Below are 17318 nucleotides of genomic sequence, written 5' to 3'. Positions count from 1 at the left end.
AGGAACTTGTTGACTTGTCTGCCAAGTGCCGTCTACCTTAGACCGCAACTTGGCAGACAAGTTAACAACCTGGAGGATGAGCGATGGCTCTGCGTGGCGGTACGAGGTTCGCCGTGCGGTTCGAGGACGTGTTCCCGGCGGGGTGCGCGTTGGTGCCCGAGTCGCTGGGTGAGGTTGAGGACTACGACGAGAAGACCGGCCGGCGGTCCCCGGCCAAGGACAAGGTGACCGGTCAGCGCGTGTGGCAGGTCCGGGTGATGGACCTTGACCCTGAGCTGGGCAAGCGGTCGCGGGAGACGACGGTGAAGATCTCGGCTGACTATCAGCCGGTCCCGCCGTCGGGTGCGCCGTTCGAGGCGGTGGAGTTCGACGGGATGACGGTGACGCCGTACGTGGCGAACAACGGTCGGATGGCGTATTCGCTGCGGGCGACCGGGCTGCGGGCTCCGGTTGCCGGCGGCAAGAAGGCGGCGGCGTAGCCGTATCAGGTGGGGGCGGGGCTGTCTGGTCTTGGCGGACGGCAGCCCCGCCCCCTGGTGTCTCTTCCCCTGCTCTGTCGAGAGAGGTCGTGACGTGTCCAAGGGTAGGCGTCGGGCTGGCCGTGGCTGGCCCGGGTGTGGCGTGTGTCGGGTTCGGCTGTTGCGGGGTGCCTGGTGATCGGGCGGCCTCGCGGTGAAGTGGTGATGACCTCGGCCGGGGATCTGATGGTGATCCGGCCGAAGCGGTTCGCGCTGCCGCTGTGGGCGGTGCTGTTCGGCATGGTGCTGCGCTGGTCCGCGCGGGCTGTCTGGTGGTGCCTGCGGCATCCGGTGGCCACCGGCTCGGCGGTGCTGGCGTTGTGGCTGTACGTCGAGTTCGGCTGGTCTGGTCTGGTGGTGCCGCTGGTGCTCGCGTCGGCGGTCTCGGCGGTGTGGCGGTGGCGGGACGAGTCGTCCTGGTGGACCTGGCTGGCGGGTCCTCTGCTCGGGACGTTCCGGCGGGTGTTCGTCTACCGGCGGGTGTGGCGTGAGGCCATGACGCTGTGCCGGCTCGCCGACACGTACGACCATCGGCCGGTCCTGCCGCAACTCCTGCGGGTGCGATCAGATCAGGCGCTCGACGTGCTGACCGTCCGCATGGTCCGGGGCCAGACACCGCAACAGTTCCAGGCGGTCAGCGCCAACCTGGCATACGCCTTCGGCCGGCGACACGTCCGGGTCTACTCGGAAAGCCCCGGCGACCCGCCGACCCGCACCGGCCAGGCGGCCTGGCTGCTGCGGCTGGTCGACCGGGTGCGGTACCGGGATCGGCCGACGCTGGTCTACCTGGCGGTGGTGCGTACCGATGCGCTGCGTACGGTGGTCCCACCGTTCCCGGTGCCGACGGTGCCGGATTTCACCGCGCTGCCCCTGGCCCGGCGGGAAGACCTGCGCCCCTGGTCACTGCACCTGCTTGCCACGCATGTTCTCGTCGGTGGGGCGACCCGTTCCGGTAAGGGTTCGGTGTTGTGGTCGCTGGTGCGTGTCCTCGGCGGTGGGATCGCCTCCGGCCTCGTCCGGCTCTGGGTGATCGACCCCAAGGGCGGGATGGAGTTCGCGCTCGGCCGTCCGATGTTCGCCCGGTTCGCCTGCAAGTCGTTCGAGGCCATGGCCGACCTCCTCGACGAGGCCGTCACCGTGCTACGCGAACGGCAGTCCCGCCTTGCGGGCACGGTGCGCGTACACACGCCGACCGAGGCTGACCCCCTGGTCGTAGTCGTCGTTGACGAGATGGCGGCGCTGACCGCGTACCTGCAAGATGTGGAGCTGCGTAAGCGCATCGCGTCGTCGCTGGGGTTGCTGCTGTCCCAGGGTGCCGGCGTCGGGGTCCTCGTGGTGGCGGCGTTGCAGGATCCGCGTAAGGATGTGCTGCCGTTTCGGGACCTGTTCCCGACCCGCATCGCGCTCGGCCTGACCGAGGCGTCGCAGGTCGACATGGTCCTTGGTGACGGTGCCCGCAACCGGGGCGCGCTGGCCGACCAGATGCCCAGGTGGGCCAAGGGCGTCGGGTACGTGATCCTCGACGGCACCCCCGACCCCATGCGGGTCCGCTTCTCGTACGTCTCCGACGACGACATCCGGGCCATGGCCCGCCACTACCCGGCGCCGGTCGACGCGGCGGACATCCTCGCCCAGGTCGGCCGGGAAACCGCCCCCGAACCCGCCCGGCCACCGTTGCCGCGTAAGCCGTCCGGGCCGCTGCTGCCCGAATCGCTGCGCAGTCTCCTCGACCGCGACACCGGGGGTGAGGGCCGATGACCGCGACCGGCCGCCGCTTCTACCGGCTGCGTACCCCCGAACCGGTCACCGCCGTCTCCGTCCGCGTCGACCCGGACCGGCCCGACCCGTACCCGGTCTATCTCGCGGTGGGTGCGGGCCGGCGACGGATGTCCCTGACCCCCGACGAAGCGTGGGCGCTGTGGCGCTGCCTCTCCGAAGCGGTCGCCTCCCTCGGCACCCCACCCGACTACATCCGCACCGACATCCGACCGGCCCGGAGGTAACCGCCGTGAACACCCTCACCCGCATCATCAACCGGCTCCGGCGTCCGCTGCACATCCGGCTCGTCGGCCCCTCCCACCAGACCGCCGCCGCACTGCACGGCCTGGCGCACATGGTCAACCGCCGCCACGACATGAACGGCCGGCGCATCCGCATCGACCTGACCATCCGCGAAAAGCCGTTGCAGGAGTGGCGATGACCACGCGCACCGAATCCGCGGTACGCCTGGTGATCCTGCTCGCCATCGGCACCATGGCCGGCGCTGCCGCCTTCACCCACGTACATGACCTGTCCGTTGCCCATGGCCAACCACACTGGATCGGCTGGGCCAACGCCGTAGCCGTCGAGCTGATGGCGATCTACCTCGGCCTGGAACTACGCGCCCGCCGTCGCACCGGTCGCCCGGTCGGCCTGGTCGGCTCGCTCCTGGTGGCGTTCGCGCTGCTGTCCCTCGCCGCCCAGGTCGCCGGAGCCGAACCGTCCGTGTGGGGTTGGATCGTCGCGGCGGTGCCGTCGCTGGCCTTCCTCGCCCTGGTCAAGGTCGTCCTGTCCAACGCTCCGGTCACGCCACCGGCCGTCGAGCCGGACCAGCCGACCGCGTACCGGACCGAGGAACCTGAGCCGGCCACCGCCGTCGAACCGGTCCGCCCGGCTGAGCCAGCGGCTGTCGTCCCGGCGGCGCTGCCTCCCCGTGTCGTTCAGCCCAACCGGCCGCACGTCGTCGGGATCATCCGATGACCGCTGCCACCCTGCCCGGCCTCGAACCCGCCCCGACCCCGGCTGCACCACCTCGGCCGGGGTCGCGGGCGGCCCGCATGGCACTACCCCGCTCCGTCGACGTACTCAAAGAGATCGCCGCCGAATACGGCGTCTGCGTCCGCCCCCTCGCGATGCGGCGCACCGACCTGAACACCGGCCTGACCGAGATCATCGACCTGCCCTGCGGCGCAACCCGCGAAGACAAGTGCGCGCCGTGCGCCAAGAAGAACCGGCGGCTGCGGCAGGCACAGATCCGGGAAGGCTGGCACCGCGACGACGAGCCGCTACCGCCACCGGAACCGGCGACCGAGGAACAGAAGGCGCTGATCCTGCTGCGCGGTCACCTGGAGTTCTCCCGCGACGAGGCATCCCGCGCAAGCCAGTGGGACCAGGTCGAAGACCTCGACGAGGCAATCCGCGAAGTAGAAGAAGCCATCGCGGCCGAAGGGCTCCGGGGCCGGGTTGCCCCGCCGCACTCGACCGGCGACGACGTCCAGGCCGACGACGACAATGGCCGACGCCGCAAGCGCTCCACCCGCCGTCGACAGGATGCCCCCGACCTACCTCGGCGAAAGGTCGAGCGCCGCACCGTCGGCAAGACCTACACCGCCCCCGACGGCACCACCTACCGGCCGTCGATGTGGCTCACGCTCACCCTCGACTCCTACGGCCCGGTCCGCCCCGACGGCACTCCGCTCAACCCCGACCGGTACGACTACCGCCGCGCAGCCTGGGACGCCGTCCACTTCCCTCGGCTGCTCGACCGGTTCTGGCAGAACCTGCGCCGCTGCGAGGGATGGAACGTTCAGTACGCCGGCTGCGTCGAGCCCCAACGTCGACTCGCCCCACACGCTCACTTCGCCATCCGGGGCACCATCCCCCGCGACGTGCTCCGCACCGTGGCGGCGGCCACCTACCACCAGGTGTGGTGGCCCGCCGTGGATGTCCAGCGGTATACCCTCGACCGGCTCCCCGTCTGGGACGAGCAGGCTTCGGCATGGGTCGACCCGGACACCCGTGCGCCGCTGACCACCTGGTCGGAAGCCCTCGACGCCATCGACGACGACCCAGACGCGCAACCGGTGCACGTGGTGCGCTTCGGCTCCCAGGTCGACGCACGCGGCGTCATGCCTGGCACCGAAGACGCCGAACGGACCATCCGCTACGTCACGAAATACATCACCAAGCACACGGGCGACGTTCACAAGGCCACCACCGACCGGCAACGGGCGCACCTTGATCGGCTCTGGCAGGAACTCCAGATCACCCCCTGCACCGACCGCTGCGCGAACTGGCTGCTCTACGGCATCCAACCCAAGCGGGCACACGCGAAACTCAAGCCGGGCCGCTGCAAGGGCAAAGTCCACCAACGGGACACCCTCGGCATCGGCGGCCGGCGCATCCTCATCTCCCGCGACTGGTCCGGCAAGACCCTCTCCGACCACAAGCACGACGTCTGGGCCTGGGTGCGCGCACTGCTCGGCGTCAGCGTAGGTCTGGATGGCATCGACGACCAGGGCGCCACCGTCGAACCCGTCCGGCACGCCTGGGAACTCGCTCGCCCCGACGATCCCGACGTGGGGCCGCTGGCGCATCGGCTGCTGCGGGCGATCGGCGAACGTGCCCGCTGGCGTTCCGAACTCCTCGCGGCCAAGGACCGTGCGGCCCAACTCCCCGACACCACACGAACGGAAACGGACGGCAAGACGGGGGAGGGGCAGTGACGGTGACGAACGATGGGCTCTGGACGATCCGGGACGTGGCGGCGTACCTGCGGGTACCGACCGACACGCTGTACCGCTGGCGCAAGGTCAAGTACGGTCCGCCTGCGGCACGGGTCGGCCGACACCTGCGGTACGAACCGGAAGCGGTCCGGTCCTGGGTACGTGAGCAGGCGGCGGCCTGATGGGACACGTAGAGGATCGCTGGTACAAGACGCTGCGTCACCCGGGCGGGCAACGGGAGCGGGTCAAGACGGAACTGTTCGGCAAGGGCCTGCGCTACCGGGTGCGCTACATCGGCCCGGACGGCAAGGAACGCAAGAAGTCATTCCCCGATCGCGCCAAGCGTGAGGCTGAGGCGTTCCTCGTCTCGACTGAGTCGGACAAGCTGCGCGGCTCGTACGTCGACCCGGTCGCCGGTCGGATGACCTTCGCCGAGTACGCGGAAACCTGGCTTCGCACCCGGTCCTTCGACGAGTCGACTAGGGAGAGCACGGAGTTTCGGGTACGCAAGCACCTGCTGCCGTTCTTCGGCTCGAAGAAGCTGGCCGAGATCAAGCCGGGCCACATCCGGGCATGGGACGCGGATATGGTCGGCAAGCTGGCCCCGGCGACCCGGGCCGTGGTCTTCGCTCACCTGCGGACCATCCTCGGCGCGGCCGTCGATGACGAACGGATCGCCAAGAACCCGTGTTCGGCAAAGTCAGTCAAGCCGCCGCGACCGGTGCAACGCCGGGTGGTGCCGTGGCGGTACGACCAGGTCTCGGCAATCCGCGGTGGCCTCGCCCAGCGATATCGCCCGATGGTCGACCTCGGGGCCGGCTGCGGTCTGCGGCAGGGGGAGATCCTCGGCCTCGGGGTCGATGACATCGACTTTGACGCCGGCTGGGTGCACGTCTGCCGTCAGGTCAAGCTCGTCCGCTCCCGGCTGGTGTTCGGGCTGCCCAAGAACGACCGTGACCGCCGGATACCGCTGCCCGACTCCGTAGCCCAGGTGCTGAAGCAGCACGTCGACGACTTCGCCCCGGTGTCGCTCACCCTGCCGTGGGAGGACCCGGCCACCGACGAGCGGGTCACGGTCCCGCTGCTGTTCACCACCACCCGGCGCGGCGCGATCAACCGACGCACCTTCGACAACAAGAGTTGGCGTCCCGCTGTCGTGGCGGCCGGTATCACGCCGACCCGCTTCACCGGGATGCACGCGCTACGCCACTTCTACGCCTCGTCGCTGCTCGACGCGGGGGAGAGCATCAAGGCCCTCGCGTCGTACCTCGGCCACGCCGATCCGGGCTTCACCCTCCGGGTCTATACGCACCTGATGCCGGCCAGCGAGGAACGCACCCGCAACGCGATCGACAACCTATTCAGCCCCGACGAAAAGCCCTGACGCCCTGGCGACGCCCTGAGCGGGTGCATGGCGAACGAAACGCCTGCTCAGGGCGCGAATGAACTTCATAATCCGGCGTACAGGTCGACTCGTCCGTCGCTCACCAACTCAGCCACCTACGCATGGCGGCTCATGCGGGAGGTATTGCTCCCACAGGGAGGTCTGTGCTGTCCGGCAGGTGGTAGACCACCAGTGTCTGTTCGGCTCGCTCAGCGACGTGGAACGCGGTGTGCGACACGGTGATCACGCCCAGTCGGGGATGCCGGAGGCGCTTGCGGCCCGCGTGGCTGAACTGGATGTCGTACTGCGGCCACCACTGGCGTACCTCGGGGCTGGTCTCGGTGAGTTCGGCCACGAGTCGGGTTACCCGCGGGTGACCGGGATGCTGTCCTGCGATCGCCCGCAGCCGGGCCAGGATGCTGCGCGCCTCCCGCTCCCAGTCGACCAGTACCTGACGGGCGGCGGGCTCGGTGAACACCCAGCGTACGACGTTGCCACCCGGCCCCATGCCCTGGAACAGCTCCACCGCGGCGTCGTTGGTCGCGAGTAGGTCGTAGCAGATGCCGGTGACGTACGCGGGGTTGTCGCCCAGCAACGCCGGAACCCCTGCGATCTCGGGCGTCGCCTCCTCGGGGGCGTCCTGCTCGGGCGTGGCTCCCGCCCCGGCGAGGCGGTGCAGGTGTTGCTGCTCGGCGCCGGTCAACCGCAGCGCCCGGGCCAGGGCGTCGAGCACCTGGCCGGAGGGGCGTACGTCGCGGCCCTGCTCAAGATAGGTGAGCCAGGTGGCACTGATGCCGGCCAGCAGGGCCAGCTCCTCCCGGCGCAGCCCTGGTGTGCGCCGGCGCCGCGTGACCGGCAGACCCGCATCCGCCGGGGCTATCCGCTCGCGCCGGCTGCGCAGGAACGTGCCCAGCTCGTTGCTCACCCTGGGACCTCCGATACCAGAATAATGCGGCTCTGGATACCACCTTATCTGGTCGCCAAGCTTGTCCCATGCGTGCTTGGACTGTTGCTTCAGAAGACGACGACGTACGACTTTCCGAGGTTGCCTCGCCGACACTCCAGGGCGGTGGTGTGCTCGTGGAAGTGCTCGCCGCGCACCTGCCGGCGTACACGAAGATGGTGGTGAAGGGGAGCCGCGGCGGCCTGCCCGTGCCGCTCATCCTGGGTCCCTCCTGCGTCGGCCGGGTGACTGACGTCGCGCCCGACGTGTTCCACGTCGCCCCGGGCGACGTCGTGTTGGACACGGCGCTGCTCGACGCGGGCGGCGGCGACGAGATCCTGGTGGGCTGGGTCGGCCTGGGCGGTTCCGGGGCCGGCAGCGAGCGTACGGATCGCATGCGTACGGTGTGGCGCGACGGCGTCTTCGCGGAGACGGCGCTCTGCGCCAAGGAAACACTTGTCAAGTTGCCCGGTGCGGAGAACTACCCGGACCCGGCCCGTCTGTCGTTCCTGCCGTGGCTCTGCATCGCCGCCACGGGCCTGCACGCGGCGGGCCCGCTGACAGGCCGCGACGTCGCGGTGATCGGTGCGACGGGCCAACTCGGCGGCGCGGCGGTGCTGATGGCGCTCGCCGAGGGCGCCGCGACGGTGACGGCGGTGGGCCGCAACAAGGAGGCGCTCGACCGGCTGGCCGAGCTCGACCCCCGCGTGTGCATCCACCGGCTGACCGGCGACCGTACGACGGATGCGGCGGGTATCGGCCCGGTCGACGTCGCCCTCGACGCCCTCGGCGCTACGCCAACGGCCAACGCGACCATGGCCGCCTACGACAGCTTGCGAGGGCGCGGCACCCTTGTGGTCATCGGCGGCGTACGCCAAGACCTCACCATCCCGTACGGCGACCTGATGCGCCGCAGGCTCACCCTGCGCGGCTCCTGGATGAGCAACGAAGAGACCGTGACCACAGTGTGGAACCTGATCCGCTCCGGACTCCTGGACCTCTCCGCGATCGAGATGCATACGGTCGGCCTGGACGACCCGGCGGCCGCCCTCGACCTGGCAGAGCACGCCACGGGCCTCCGCTTCGTAGCCCTTGTCCCCTGACCGTCGGGCCAGCGAAGACATGGCTGCGCACACCGGATCCGGTGCCGCCCGGCCGGCATCGGCCAGGAACGTGGATGCGCCGCGTGCGCGCAGGTTCGGGGCTGGTCTGGGGTGGGGGCGAGAATGCGGTGCGACGTGATCTGCGTCGCCGAACCTGGTCGAGGTGACGAGTGAACGCGAGTCGCTCGCCATCGTCTGTCCCGGATGAAGCCCATCATCGACGGTGACGCTGACCGGTCAGGCGAATGAGGAGTGAGAGCGATTAAGAAATCTATCGGCAGGGCTGCCACCGCAGTGGCAGGCGCGGTAGTCGCAGGGCTGGGCCTGCTGGCTGTCCCCACGGCAGCCCGGGCTGCTACCAGCACCTGCAGCACCCCCTATATCGGGTTCGGACGGCTGTGCGCGAATATCGACCCGAGTCCTGGCTACCGGGCGGCGTTCACGACCAACGCTAACGGCGGCGGTCTGATACTCGATTTCAACCTGATTTGTGACAACAACCGGTGGTTCGGTGACGGCGGCAGCTTCCGCACCGAGGCCAATCGCGAGTATTCCTACGTGTTCAGCGTCGGCAATCAGGGCAATTGCAAGGTTCGGCTCTTCAATATGAGGAACGCCGACTTCTGGGACACGGCTTACATCGCCCCTTGATCAAGGCGGTGCGGCAGTCGGTTCGTCGAAGGCGGCTGCCGCACCGGCTGAAATCGCCGTATTACGCCGTCGCCGGCTCGGCCGGGAAGCTCAATGCCCGTGCGGGAGGGCAACCCACTCCCACTCCCACCCCACCCGCTCCGAACTGCCGATCACCGGCAGCGCCGGCACCGGCACCCTGCTGCCACTGCTCGCCATCGGCGTCGTCGCCAACGGCGCAGGTGCCGGCCTGATCCTGGCTCGCCGTAGGCGCGACGCCTGACACCCGGCCTGACCTCAGGCATCTCGTCACCGTGATGCGGAGGTGACGGGAGGCCAAGAGCCCTCGAATGATCCCGGGGGCTCTTGTCTCACCGAGTCCCAACTAACTGTTTTGGGGTTCTGCCTAAAGGGGTTAGGCTGGATCCTATGGTTCCCCTGACCGAGTCCGCCATCCGCGCCTCCTTCGTCAACTGCACGAAGGGCGAGGCGAAGCGGCTGGCGGTCCCACTGGATCTCATCGACCGCCCCTGGACCGACCTCGACTTCTTCGGGTGGCGGGACCTCTCCGGGGCCGAGCGGGCCTACCTGGTCGCCGACCCCGGCACCGGCCCGGTCGGGGTGGCGCTGCGGGTGGCGACCGGGTCCGGGCGCGCCCGGCGCAGCATGTGCTCGCTCTGCCTGACCACCCACACCGGCGACGGCGTCGCGCTGATGACCGCCCGCAAGGCCGGACCGACCGGGCGACAGGGCGACTCCGTGGGTCTCTACCTCTGCGCCGACCTGGCCTGCTCGCTCTACCTGCGGCGGAAGAAGGACGCCGGGCGGCACCTCGACGAGACCATCACGCTGGCGGAGAAGATCGAGCGCACCACGACCAACCTGACCGGCTTCCTGGGCAGGGTCCTGGGCTGACCCGATCGTCCGGGCCGGAGACGGGGCACGCCCGCCATCCGAACGGATGGCGGGCGTGCGACGTGATCTCAGCGACCGCCGGGCATCGCGCCGGTGGCCGTCGGGCTCAGCTCACTCCGGGTACGACGGTCCGGGCTCGGTGCGCAGCATCCGCTTGAGCATCCGGTTCGCCGCCCGCATGTCATCGCTGATCAGCTGCGTACGCACGGTGCCCTTGCCGGTCAGCTTGCCGCCCACCTCGTAGACGGTCGTCTCGCCGGGCAGCGGCACGGCCTGGCAGCCGGTGTACTGCTCGTCGGGCAGCCGGCCGTCCAACAGGTACGCGTAGACCGGGTCGTCCACGCACGGCGTGTAGTACGGGAAGACGCCGTGGCTGCCCTCGTTGTCGACACTGATCATCGACGCGCCGGGCAGCTTGCGGGACGCGGCGAGCGCGCCCTCGTACGCCGTGGCGACGTCCAGCTCGCTCTGCAGCATCAGCACCTTCGGGAAGGTCTTCCGATCCGGCTTCGGCATCTTGTTCGCCGTCGGCCAGTAGGCGCAGGCCGGCGGGTTCTGCAGGAACGGGGCGACCAGCGGCGCGTCCCGGGTCAGCCGTCGGCTGAACGCGTTCCAGTAGTCGACGCTGTCGTTCCACTGCCCGTCCTGGCAGCGGATCACCTCGAAGACGTAGTCGATGTCGTACGTGTACTCGGCGGTGCCCTGGGTCGGCGCCACCCGGTTCCGCTCAGCCTTGAGCGCCACCTCGGCGGCGGCCCGCGACTGCTGGATGTACGCCCGGTTGGCGGCGTCGATGCCCGGCGCGGCCAGCAACTTCTCGGTGGCTGCGGCGAGGATCTGCTCCGGCGTCCAGCCGTTCCACTCCTCGTAGTACTCGATGACCGCGTTCACCGCCGCGGCGGCGGTCGGGTAGTTCGTGGTGTCGTACAACGCGCCGAGGATGAAGTAGCCGAACATGAACGGCCCCATGCCGAGGCGGGTGCCGCCGGCCCGTTCGAACATCTCGCGGATCGCCATCGGGTCGGTGCCCCGGCCGTACAGGTCGGCGTGCCGCGCCATGTACGGCAGCAGCTGCTCCTGGAACGCCCGGTCCCGGGTGAACGGCTGCAGGTCCCAGGTCTCCTGCAGGGTCGACGAGCCGACCGCGGCGACCGAGTCGAGCACCATCCGGCCGGTGCGGCTCGGGAACGTGGCCGCGTACCAGGTGCCGAGCCAGGTGCCGTACGAGTAGCCGAGGTAGTTCAGCTTCCGCTCACCCAGCAGCACCCGGATGAAGTCCATGTCGTACGTGGTCTGCTCGGTGGTGATGTACTTCGTCAGCTCGGTGGAGCGGCAGCCGGCCACGTTGGCGCGGGTGATGAGGTCGTTGGTGACGTCCTCGTCGGTGTAGGTCACCGTGCACAGCAGCGGGGTGCTCTGTCCGACGCCGCGCGGGTCGAAGCCGATCACGTCGTAGTGCGCGGCGAGCTCGGGCGCGGAGAGCGCCACGTACGGCGCGAGCGACAGCCCGCTGCCGCCCGGACCGCCCGGGTTGACCAGCAGGACGCCCTTGCGGTCGCTGCCGGTGGCGGCGGTGCGGCTGACGCGTACCTGGATGGTCTTGCCGTCGGTGGGGTTGTGCCAGTCCCGCGGCACGGTGACCGTCGCGCAGGTCAGCCGCAGCTGTGCCTCCTGCTCCGGGGCGACGTCGGGCAGCCCGCACGGCTCCCAGTGCGGCTGCTGACCGGCGAGCGCCGCGGCCAGGACGGCGGTGTCGGGCTCGGTCGCCGTGGCCGCGGCGGCGGGGACGGCGGTGCCGGCGGTCAGGACGGCGGCGACGAGGGCGGTGGCGAGTGTGGCGGTCGCCCGGCGCGCCCGGGCGGAGCGGCGCGAGCCGATCGAGGGGTGAGGCATCCTCGGGTCCTCTCCGTTGTTGATCGATACGGCTACACCCTGACGGAGTTGTGTTTCGCCGCTCGCGTCTCGCGCTGACGAAGACCGGACATGGCAGGATCCGGCCAGCCCGGCGCCGCCCCGCTCACAACCAGCCGCGTCGGCTGGCCTGCACCCCGAGCTGGAACCGGCTGCGCGCCCCGAGCAGCTCCTGGAGCCGGCTGACCCGGCGGTGCACGGTGCGTTTGCTGACCCCGAGATCGCGCGCGATCGCCTCGTCGGTGAGGCCGGCGGTGAGCAGCGCGAGCAGCCGCTGGGTGGCGGCCGTCGGCTCGGCGTCGGGCTCCGCGGCGTCGGCGGTGGGGTGGATCGGCGCGCCGAGCCGCCAGAACACCTCGAAGAGGTCGCTGAGCCCGTCCAGCAGCCGGGACCGGTGCACCAGCACCGCGTCGGCGTCGTCTCCGCCGTCGCGCGGCAGGATGATGAGGCCACGGTCGGTGTCGGTGAGCATCATCTTGAGCGGCAGTTCGGGGAAGACCCGGGCCCGTTCGCCGGCTCCGGCCGCCGCGCGCACCGCCGCCAGCATCGCCTCGTCGTGCAGCAGTTCGCCCTCGTAGACGCAGCGGTAGCGCAGACCCCGCCGGAGCCCGTCGTACTGCACCTCCTCCGGCACCCGTGCGGTGTCGCGAAGGTACGGCCCGCGCTCCAGCCCGCGTACCTCCGTGCGGGCCCCGACCTGCAACTGGCGGAACAGCTCGCGGGCGGCGTGCTTGCCCTCGATGACCTCGACGAACGCGGCTCCCGTGCCGTGCACGGCGGTGTACAGGCCGGTGAGCGTCTCCGCCGCGGCGCGGGCCCGGGCCGCCTCCACCTCCCGCTGCATGGCCCAGTTCTCCAGCGCGGCGCGCGGTGGCCGGACGTGCAGCACGCCGGCGCCGTCGCGGTGTACCGCCCCGCAGCCGATCAGCCCGGCGAGGGCCGCGCGGGCCGCCGGCGCCGTGTCGGCAAGGAACTCCCGCTCCGGTACGGGTGCCGCCTTCAGCAGGTCACGGTAGACGTCCTCGACGCCCGGCATGACTGGGAGCGCTTCCGAACCCGGTTCGGACGCGACACCGAAGGCTTCGGGCGGCATGGCGAGGATCGTACCGACCGGCCTCGTCACCAGGCGTTGCGGCGGTGCCGGTTCGGCGGTCGTCGCACCCCCGCACCTTCGCGCCCGACGCCGGCGGTCACTCCGACGACGCGGGACCGAGTTGGTCAGGGTCAGCCGACCCGCCGCTACGCCGCCGGTCGTCCGGCGCGGCCCCGAACTCCGCCCCCGGCCCGGCGAGGTCGCTCCGCGTCGCGTCGCCGACGGTGGCGGCCTCCGACCGCGCCGCCGCGACGATCCGCTCCGCCTCGCGTCTGGCCTCCTCGACGACCGCCTCGGCCTGCTCCTCCGCCAACCGGAGGATCTGCTCGACCCGCGGCCCCAGCTGCGCGAAGGTGGGTCGCTCGGCGGGTGGCCGCTGCGGATCGGCGAGGGGTTCGGCCGCCGCCCCCGCGCCGAGGAGCACGAGCGCGAGGCCGACCAGGCACGTGGCGACCGCCCACGGGGTGGCGGCCGTGCCGAGGCCCCAGCCGACCCCGATGCCGACGCCTGCGCCGAACACCGACAACCCCAGCATCCGCACACCTCTGCGCATCGCTTCTCCTCGCGGCCGGCGACCTGGGCTACGCCGTTTCACTGTGCACGCGCGGTCAAACCCGGGGCCGCCGGGCCGGACGGGCCGCAGCCGCGCGGGCTAGCCTTCGCGGATGCACCGAAGCCGCGTCTACGCCCTGCTGATCGACGCTCCCCGCGACGAGGCGGACCAGTCGACCTCCTTCTGGTCGGCGGCGCTCGGCGTCCCCGCCCGGACGTACGAACCGGAGCCGCAGTTCACCGACCTGCACGGCGCGCTGCCCGGACTGGTCCTCGCCGTCCAGGCGGTCGACGACACGCCCCGGTTCCACCTGGACATCGAGACCGACGACGTCGAAGCGGAGACGGCGCGGCTCGTCGGCCTCGGCGCCACCGAGATGACGCGGTGGCAGGAGTGCCGGATCCTGCGCGCGCCCGGCGGGCACCTGCTCTGCGTACTGCCGGTGGAGTCCGCACCGGAGGTCTTCGACGCCGAGGCGAAGACCTGGTCGTGACCCGACAATCACGGGCACCGCATGTCGGGTCCGGGCCTGCCCGTGCGGCCTAGCGTCGTCGTCGACAGGGAAGGAGACCGGGGTGCTGGAGCGGCTCAACCAGGCGATGGCGTACGTCGAGGAGCATCTCGACCAGCGGATCGACGTGGCCGAGCTGGCGCGGATCGCGATGACGTCGGAGTACCACTTCCGGCGGCTCTTCTCCGCGCTGGCGGGACTGCCGTTGTCGGAGTACGTCCGCCGTCGGCGGCTCACCGTGGCGGCGGCCGAGGTGATCGCCGGCGAGGAGACGCTCCTCGACATCGCCGTCCGCTACGGCTACGGCTCCGCCGAGGCGTTCGCCCGGGCGTTCCAGGCGATGCACGGCGTCGGGCCGGGTGAGGCCCGGCGGACCGGCGCCGCGCTGCACGCCCAGCCCCGGATGTCCTTCCGACTCACCGTCGAAGGGAGCAGCAGCATGCGATACCGGATCGTGCAGAAGGACGGGTTCCGGCTGGTGGGCCGCAAGGCGCGGGTGCCGCTCGTCCACGAGGGCATGAACCCGGCGATCGTCGCGTTCATCAAGGGCCTCGGCCGGGAGACCATCGCCCGGATCGAGGCGCTCTCCGACCAGGAGCCGGCCGGCATCGTCAACGTCAGCGACAACCTCATCGGCGACCGGGCCGAGGGCAGCGAGCTGGACTACTGGCACGCGGTGGTCACCGGCGCGGACGTGCCGCAGGACCTGGACGCGATCGACGTACCGGCCGGGAGCTGGGCCGTCTTCGAGGCCTCCGGCGCGTTTCCGTCGGCCGTGCAGTACCTGTGGCGGGACGTCTTCACGCAGTGGTTCCCGTCCAACCCGTACCACAGCCGACCCGGACCGCAGATCTCCCGGACGGTGCTCTCCTCGGACGGGACCGAGGCGGAGTCCGAGCTGTGGATCCCCGTCGAGCGGATTCCCGCCTGACAGCAAGGCAGTGGGCGTACGACCGGGCCGTCTAGCGCGGCCCGGTCGCGTCGTCCCAGACCGCGCCCGGCGGCAGGTACCAGGCGCCCTGGGCGTCGTCGAGGGCGTGCGCGAGGACCAGCCGGGCGTGGGCGTCGAGGTCCGGCAGCCGGTCGGGCGGGAACCACTCCACCGCCTCGGACTCGTCGTCGTTGACCCGGGCCGTGCCGCCGAGCAGACGGCAGTGGAAGCCGAGGTTCAGGTACTCGCAGCGGTCGCCGTTGGGGTAGCTGTGCGGATGCGAGACGACGCTGGTGAGGCGGACCGGCTCCACGTCGAGGCCGGTCTCCTCCCGCACCTCCCGGACCACGGCCGTCGCCGGCTGCTCGCCGGGCTCGACGAAACCGCTGACCACCGACCAGCGACCGTCGTCGGACCGCTTGCCCAGCAGCAGCTCACCCGCGTCGTTGCGAACCACCGCGCTGACGCTCGGCAGCCAGAGCAGGTCGTGGCCGATGTGCTTTCGCATGCGAAGGATGTAGTCCGGTACGCCCATGCCGCGACCCTAACCGTCGACCCCCGACCGGGCGCGCGCACCTCAGCCCGACCAGCTCAGGTCCCGCCGCACCCGCTCGTACTCCCGGGCCAGTTCGGCGTCGATGCGCGCGGACCGCTCCTCGGTGAGCACCACTGCCGGTTCGTACCGCGGCCCCTCCCGCAGCATCCGGTGGCGAAGGCCCGTCGGCGGGTGGGAGGCGAACAGCGAGGCGTCGTCCCGTACCGACAGCTGACGGAGCAGCGGTAGCTGGTCGGCGGCGGCGTCGCGGGCCTCGGCCACCGCCGCCCGCCACCGCTGCGGGCCGTGCCCGGCCCGCGCCTCGCGTCGCACGGCGAGCGCCACCGACTCGGCCCGCAGGGCGATGTCCAGCAGGCGGCTCGCCGCGTCGGTGCCGGCGGCCCGGGCGGACATCTCGTCGGCCCGGTACTCGGCGCGCTGCGCGTCCCGCTGCGCCACCGCGAGCAGCACCAGGTGTACGCCGAAGAGAAGGCGGGACAGCGTCCACTGGAACACCGTCGCCAACGCCGCGCCGGCCATCTCGAGCAGGCCGCCGCCCCGCACCGTGTCCACCGGCCGGACCAGGTCGGCGGCCGACCCGAGCATGGTGAACGCCGGTTGGGTGAGCAGCATCCGACGGGGGTCGCGGTTGCCGAAGTGGCCCAGTTCGTGACCGAGCAGGGCGACCCGTTCCGGCGCGTCCAGCGAGCCCCAGTACGGCAGCCCGAGGCAGAGCACCCGCCGGCGACGCACGCCCACCGCGCCCGCGTACGCGTTCAGGTCGGCGTCGACGCCGATGATGTCCGGCGCGGGTGTTCCGACGGCCGCCGCCACCTCGTCGACCAGCCCGAACAGCTCCGGTGCCCGGTCCCGGGTGAGCACCTCCAGGTCCGGGTCGACGCGTCCGAACCGGGGACGCAGCGCGACGGCGAGCCCGATCAACGCGACGCCCGGCACGGCGGCGAACGACGGGAAGCCGAACGCGACGGTCAGCCAGACACCGGTCGCGGCCAGCGCCAGCACACCGAGGGTCAGCAGCACGGAGGCGACCGCGATGGCGACCTCCGCCGCGCTCGACCGGTCGCTGCCGAGCGGACGCCCGACGAGTCCGGCGAACTGGCCGCGGGTGAGTCGGTACGCGACCCGGTGCGTCCACCGGTCGACCCACGCCCAGCCGAACTCGGGCGCGCGACGCCGCGGGTCGAAGGCGTCGAGGTTCCACTCGCAGGCGGCGCACCAGGCGGGGCCGTCGAAGAGCGTGACCGTGGCCGCGCCGCAGTTCGGGCAGACCGCGGTGTCCGTCGTCGTCATGATCACGAAGGGATCCTGCCCACGGCCGAGGCGCGCCGGAACCAGCCGTTCGGTCGAGGGCCCGGCCGGGTCCCGCCGGGCCGTCCAGTCCCGGTCACCGACCGGGGAGATCCTGCCCTTTTTGCCGGATTTCATCCCGAGGTGCCGCTAGCAGATCTACTGTGGAGACCAGCGGCGACTTGCGGTGTTCAGGTGGCGGCCCGGCGGTGCGCGGTGCACAGTGATCCCATGAGCGACAGCGGACGTGGTGGGCACTTCTACTGGTGTACCCGACACCACCGGGTCGAGACCGACGACAACGTGTGCCCGGCGAAGCACGTCCTCGGCCCGTACGCCTCGGCAGCCGACGCGGAGAACGCACTGCAGCGGGTGCAGGAGCGTAACGAAGCGTGGGACGCCGAGGACGCCCGCTGGGCCGGGGAGGACAGGTAGACGGCGCGGGACGGCCCGTGCCGAGGTACTCCGTGCTCCGCGAGGAGACACGCGAGAGCACGTC

At 71.1% G+C, this 17318-nt stretch carries 20 protein-coding genes; 14 read left to right on the top strand and 6 right to left on the bottom strand.

The window, feature by feature from the left end:
• Positions 1 to 83 precede the first annotated feature (83 nt).
• The 8 genes from ACIBTV_RS28085 (at position 84) to ACIBTV_RS28050 (ending at position 6386) form a co-directional block, all read left to right on the top strand.
• Positions 84 to 479: a transcriptional regulator gene (locus ACIBTV_RS28085; RefSeq protein ID WP_396709658.1), complete on the top strand. Its 396-nt coding sequence runs from the start codon at positions 84 to 86 to the stop codon at positions 477 to 479.
• A gap of 204 nt (positions 480 to 683) precedes the next feature.
• On the top strand, positions 684 to 2276 hold the full coding sequence (locus tag ACIBTV_RS28080) for a cell division protein FtsK (RefSeq protein WP_396709656.1): 1593 nt from the start codon (positions 684 to 686) through the stop codon (positions 2274 to 2276).
• On the top strand, positions 2273 to 2521 hold the full coding sequence (locus ACIBTV_RS28075) for a hypothetical protein (RefSeq protein WP_126711250.1): 249 nt from the start codon (positions 2273 to 2275) through the stop codon (positions 2519 to 2521). The genes ACIBTV_RS28080 and ACIBTV_RS28075 overlap by 4 nt, the downstream gene beginning before the upstream one ends.
• Before the next feature lie 5 nt (positions 2522 to 2526).
• Positions 2527 to 2718 (top strand): hypothetical protein, encoded by a 192-nt coding sequence (locus tag ACIBTV_RS28070; RefSeq protein ID WP_396709654.1) that lies wholly within the window; start codon positions 2527 to 2529, stop codon positions 2716 to 2718.
• Entirely contained in the window at positions 2715 to 3257 is a 543-nt protein-coding gene (locus ACIBTV_RS28065; RefSeq protein ID WP_396709652.1) for a DUF2637 domain-containing protein, read from the top strand. The genes ACIBTV_RS28070 and ACIBTV_RS28065 overlap by 4 nt, the downstream gene beginning before the upstream one ends.
• Entirely contained in the window at positions 3254 to 5002 is a 1749-nt protein-coding gene (locus ACIBTV_RS28060) for a replication initiator (protein ID WP_396709650.1), read from the top strand. Before ACIBTV_RS28065 ends, ACIBTV_RS28060 begins: the two co-directional genes overlap by 4 nt.
• A gap of 2 nt (positions 5003 to 5004) precedes the next feature.
• The gene (locus tag ACIBTV_RS28055) at positions 5005 to 5184 is read left to right on the top strand and encodes a helix-turn-helix transcriptional regulator (RefSeq protein ID WP_396709728.1); all 180 of its coding nucleotides are present in this window, start codon (positions 5005 to 5007) and stop codon (positions 5182 to 5184) included.
• Entirely contained in the window at positions 5184 to 6386 is a 1203-nt protein-coding gene (locus tag ACIBTV_RS28050; RefSeq protein WP_396709648.1) for a tyrosine-type recombinase/integrase, read from the top strand. Before ACIBTV_RS28055 ends, ACIBTV_RS28050 begins: the two co-directional genes overlap by 1 nt.
• A gap of 130 nt (positions 6387 to 6516) precedes the next feature.
• Here the strand turns inward: ACIBTV_RS28050 and ACIBTV_RS28045 are convergent, their stop codons facing one another.
• Complete coding sequence (locus tag ACIBTV_RS28045; protein ID WP_396709647.1) at positions 6517 to 7311, bottom strand: helix-turn-helix transcriptional regulator; 795 nt, start codon at positions 7309 to 7311, stop codon at positions 6517 to 6519.
• A 149-nt stretch (positions 7312 to 7460) separates the two neighbouring features.
• On the opposite strand from ACIBTV_RS28045, the gene ACIBTV_RS28040 reads away from it, so the two are divergent.
• The 3 genes from ACIBTV_RS28040 (at position 7461) to ACIBTV_RS28030 (ending at position 9977) form a co-directional block, all read left to right on the top strand.
• On the top strand, positions 7461 to 8432 hold the full coding sequence (locus ACIBTV_RS28040) for a zinc-binding dehydrogenase (protein WP_396709645.1): 972 nt from the start codon (positions 7461 to 7463) through the stop codon (positions 8430 to 8432).
• A gap of 252 nt (positions 8433 to 8684) precedes the next feature.
• Positions 8685 to 9083 (top strand): hypothetical protein, encoded by a 399-nt coding sequence (locus ACIBTV_RS28035; protein ID WP_396709643.1) that lies wholly within the window; start codon positions 8685 to 8687, stop codon positions 9081 to 9083.
• A gap of 408 nt (positions 9084 to 9491) precedes the next feature.
• Positions 9492 to 9977, top strand: coding sequence for an FBP domain-containing protein (locus tag ACIBTV_RS28030; protein WP_396709642.1), 486 nt, complete (start codon positions 9492 to 9494; stop codon positions 9975 to 9977).
• A 111-nt stretch (positions 9978 to 10088) separates the two neighbouring features.
• Here ACIBTV_RS28030 and ACIBTV_RS28025 read toward each other — a convergent pair whose 3' ends face one another.
• The 3 genes from ACIBTV_RS28025 to ACIBTV_RS28015 all read right to left on the bottom strand — a co-directional run bounded on the left by ACIBTV_RS28025 (position 10089) and on the right by ACIBTV_RS28015 (position 13534).
• Positions 10089 to 11870 (bottom strand): alpha/beta hydrolase, encoded by a 1782-nt coding sequence (locus tag ACIBTV_RS28025; RefSeq protein ID WP_396709640.1) that lies wholly within the window; start codon positions 11868 to 11870, stop codon positions 10089 to 10091.
• Positions 11871 to 11994: 124 nt separating this feature from the next.
• Positions 11995 to 12981 (bottom strand): LuxR C-terminal-related transcriptional regulator, encoded by a 987-nt coding sequence (locus ACIBTV_RS28020; RefSeq protein ID WP_396709638.1) that lies wholly within the window; start codon positions 12979 to 12981, stop codon positions 11995 to 11997.
• 97 nt (positions 12982 to 13078) lie between these two features.
• Positions 13079 to 13534 (bottom strand): hypothetical protein, encoded by a 456-nt coding sequence (locus ACIBTV_RS28015; RefSeq protein WP_396709636.1) that lies wholly within the window; start codon positions 13532 to 13534, stop codon positions 13079 to 13081.
• Between the two features lie 112 nt (positions 13535 to 13646).
• Between ACIBTV_RS28015 and ACIBTV_RS28010 the strand changes: the two genes are divergently transcribed.
• Positions 13647 to 14027 carry a VOC family protein gene (locus ACIBTV_RS28010; RefSeq protein ID WP_396709634.1) on the top strand — a complete coding sequence of 127 codons (381 nt, stop codon included), beginning with the start codon at positions 13647 to 13649 and terminating at the stop codon, positions 14025 to 14027.
• An 82-nt stretch (positions 14028 to 14109) separates the two neighbouring features.
• A complete protein-coding gene (locus tag ACIBTV_RS28005; RefSeq protein WP_396709632.1) occupies positions 14110 to 14976 on the top strand; it encodes a helix-turn-helix domain-containing protein in 867 nt (288 codons plus the stop codon).
• 31 nt (positions 14977 to 15007) lie between these two features.
• Here the strand turns inward: ACIBTV_RS28005 and ACIBTV_RS28000 are convergent, their stop codons facing one another.
• On the bottom strand, positions 15008 to 15511 hold the full coding sequence (locus ACIBTV_RS28000; protein WP_396709630.1) for an NUDIX hydrolase: 504 nt from the start codon (positions 15509 to 15511) through the stop codon (positions 15008 to 15010).
• 42 nt (positions 15512 to 15553) lie between these two features.
• Positions 15554 to 16822: a M48 family metallopeptidase gene (locus ACIBTV_RS27995; protein WP_396709628.1), complete on the bottom strand. Its 1269-nt coding sequence runs from the start codon at positions 16820 to 16822 to the stop codon at positions 15554 to 15556.
• A 228-nt stretch (positions 16823 to 17050) separates the two neighbouring features.
• Here ACIBTV_RS27995 and ACIBTV_RS27990 point away from each other — a divergent pair, with 228 nt between their 5' ends.
• The gene (locus ACIBTV_RS27990; protein WP_091599571.1) at positions 17051 to 17254 is read left to right on the top strand and encodes a hypothetical protein; all 204 of its coding nucleotides are present in this window, start codon (positions 17051 to 17053) and stop codon (positions 17252 to 17254) included.
• Positions 17255 to 17318 lie beyond the last annotated feature (64 nt).

Origin of the sequence: Micromonospora sp. NPDC049366 (genome assembly GCF_044466625.1) — a bacterium.
In the GTDB taxonomy this organism is placed as follows: Bacteria; Actinomycetota; Actinomycetes; order Mycobacteriales; family Micromonosporaceae; genus Micromonospora.
Note: the sequence above shows the minus strand (reverse complement) of the source record. Positions and strands in the feature narration are given on the sequence as shown.

Excerpts from the sequence above, each read along its gene's own strand:
- ACIBTV_RS27990 (WP_091599571.1), top strand. The coding sequence starts at position 17,051 with ATGAGCGACAGCGGACGTGGTGGGCACTTCTACTGGTGTACCCGACAC.
- ACIBTV_RS28010 (WP_396709634.1), top strand. The coding sequence starts at position 13,647 with ATGCACCGAAGCCGCGTCTACGCCCTGCTGATCGACGCTCCCCGCGAC.
- ACIBTV_RS28015 (WP_396709636.1), bottom strand. The coding sequence starts at position 13,534 with ATGCGCAGAGGTGTGCGGATGCTGGGGTTGTCGGTGTTCGGCGCAGGC.
- ACIBTV_RS28050 (WP_396709648.1), top strand. The coding sequence starts at position 5,184 with ATGGGACACGTAGAGGATCGCTGGTACAAGACGCTGCGTCACCCGGGC.
- ACIBTV_RS28030 (WP_396709642.1), top strand. The coding sequence starts at position 9,492 with ATGGTTCCCCTGACCGAGTCCGCCATCCGCGCCTCCTTCGTCAACTGC.
- ACIBTV_RS27995 (WP_396709628.1), bottom strand. The coding sequence starts at position 16,822 with ATGACGACGACGGACACCGCGGTCTGCCCGAACTGCGGCGCGGCCACG.
- ACIBTV_RS28025 (WP_396709640.1), bottom strand. The coding sequence starts at position 11,870 with ATGCCTCACCCCTCGATCGGCTCGCGCCGCTCCGCCCGGGCGCGCCGG.
- ACIBTV_RS28020 (WP_396709638.1), bottom strand. The coding sequence starts at position 12,981 with ATGCCGCCCGAAGCCTTCGGTGTCGCGTCCGAACCGGGTTCGGAAGCG.
- ACIBTV_RS28080 (WP_396709656.1), top strand. The coding sequence starts at position 684 with ATGACCTCGGCCGGGGATCTGATGGTGATCCGGCCGAAGCGGTTCGCG.
- ACIBTV_RS28000 (WP_396709630.1), bottom strand. The coding sequence starts at position 15,511 with ATGGGCGTACCGGACTACATCCTTCGCATGCGAAAGCACATCGGCCAC.
- ACIBTV_RS28085 (WP_396709658.1), top strand. The coding sequence starts at position 84 with ATGGCTCTGCGTGGCGGTACGAGGTTCGCCGTGCGGTTCGAGGACGTG.
- ACIBTV_RS28075 (WP_126711250.1), top strand. The coding sequence starts at position 2,273 with ATGACCGCGACCGGCCGCCGCTTCTACCGGCTGCGTACCCCCGAACCG.
- ACIBTV_RS28065 (WP_396709652.1), top strand. The coding sequence starts at position 2,715 with ATGACCACGCGCACCGAATCCGCGGTACGCCTGGTGATCCTGCTCGCC.
- ACIBTV_RS28060 (WP_396709650.1), top strand. The coding sequence starts at position 3,254 with ATGACCGCTGCCACCCTGCCCGGCCTCGAACCCGCCCCGACCCCGGCT.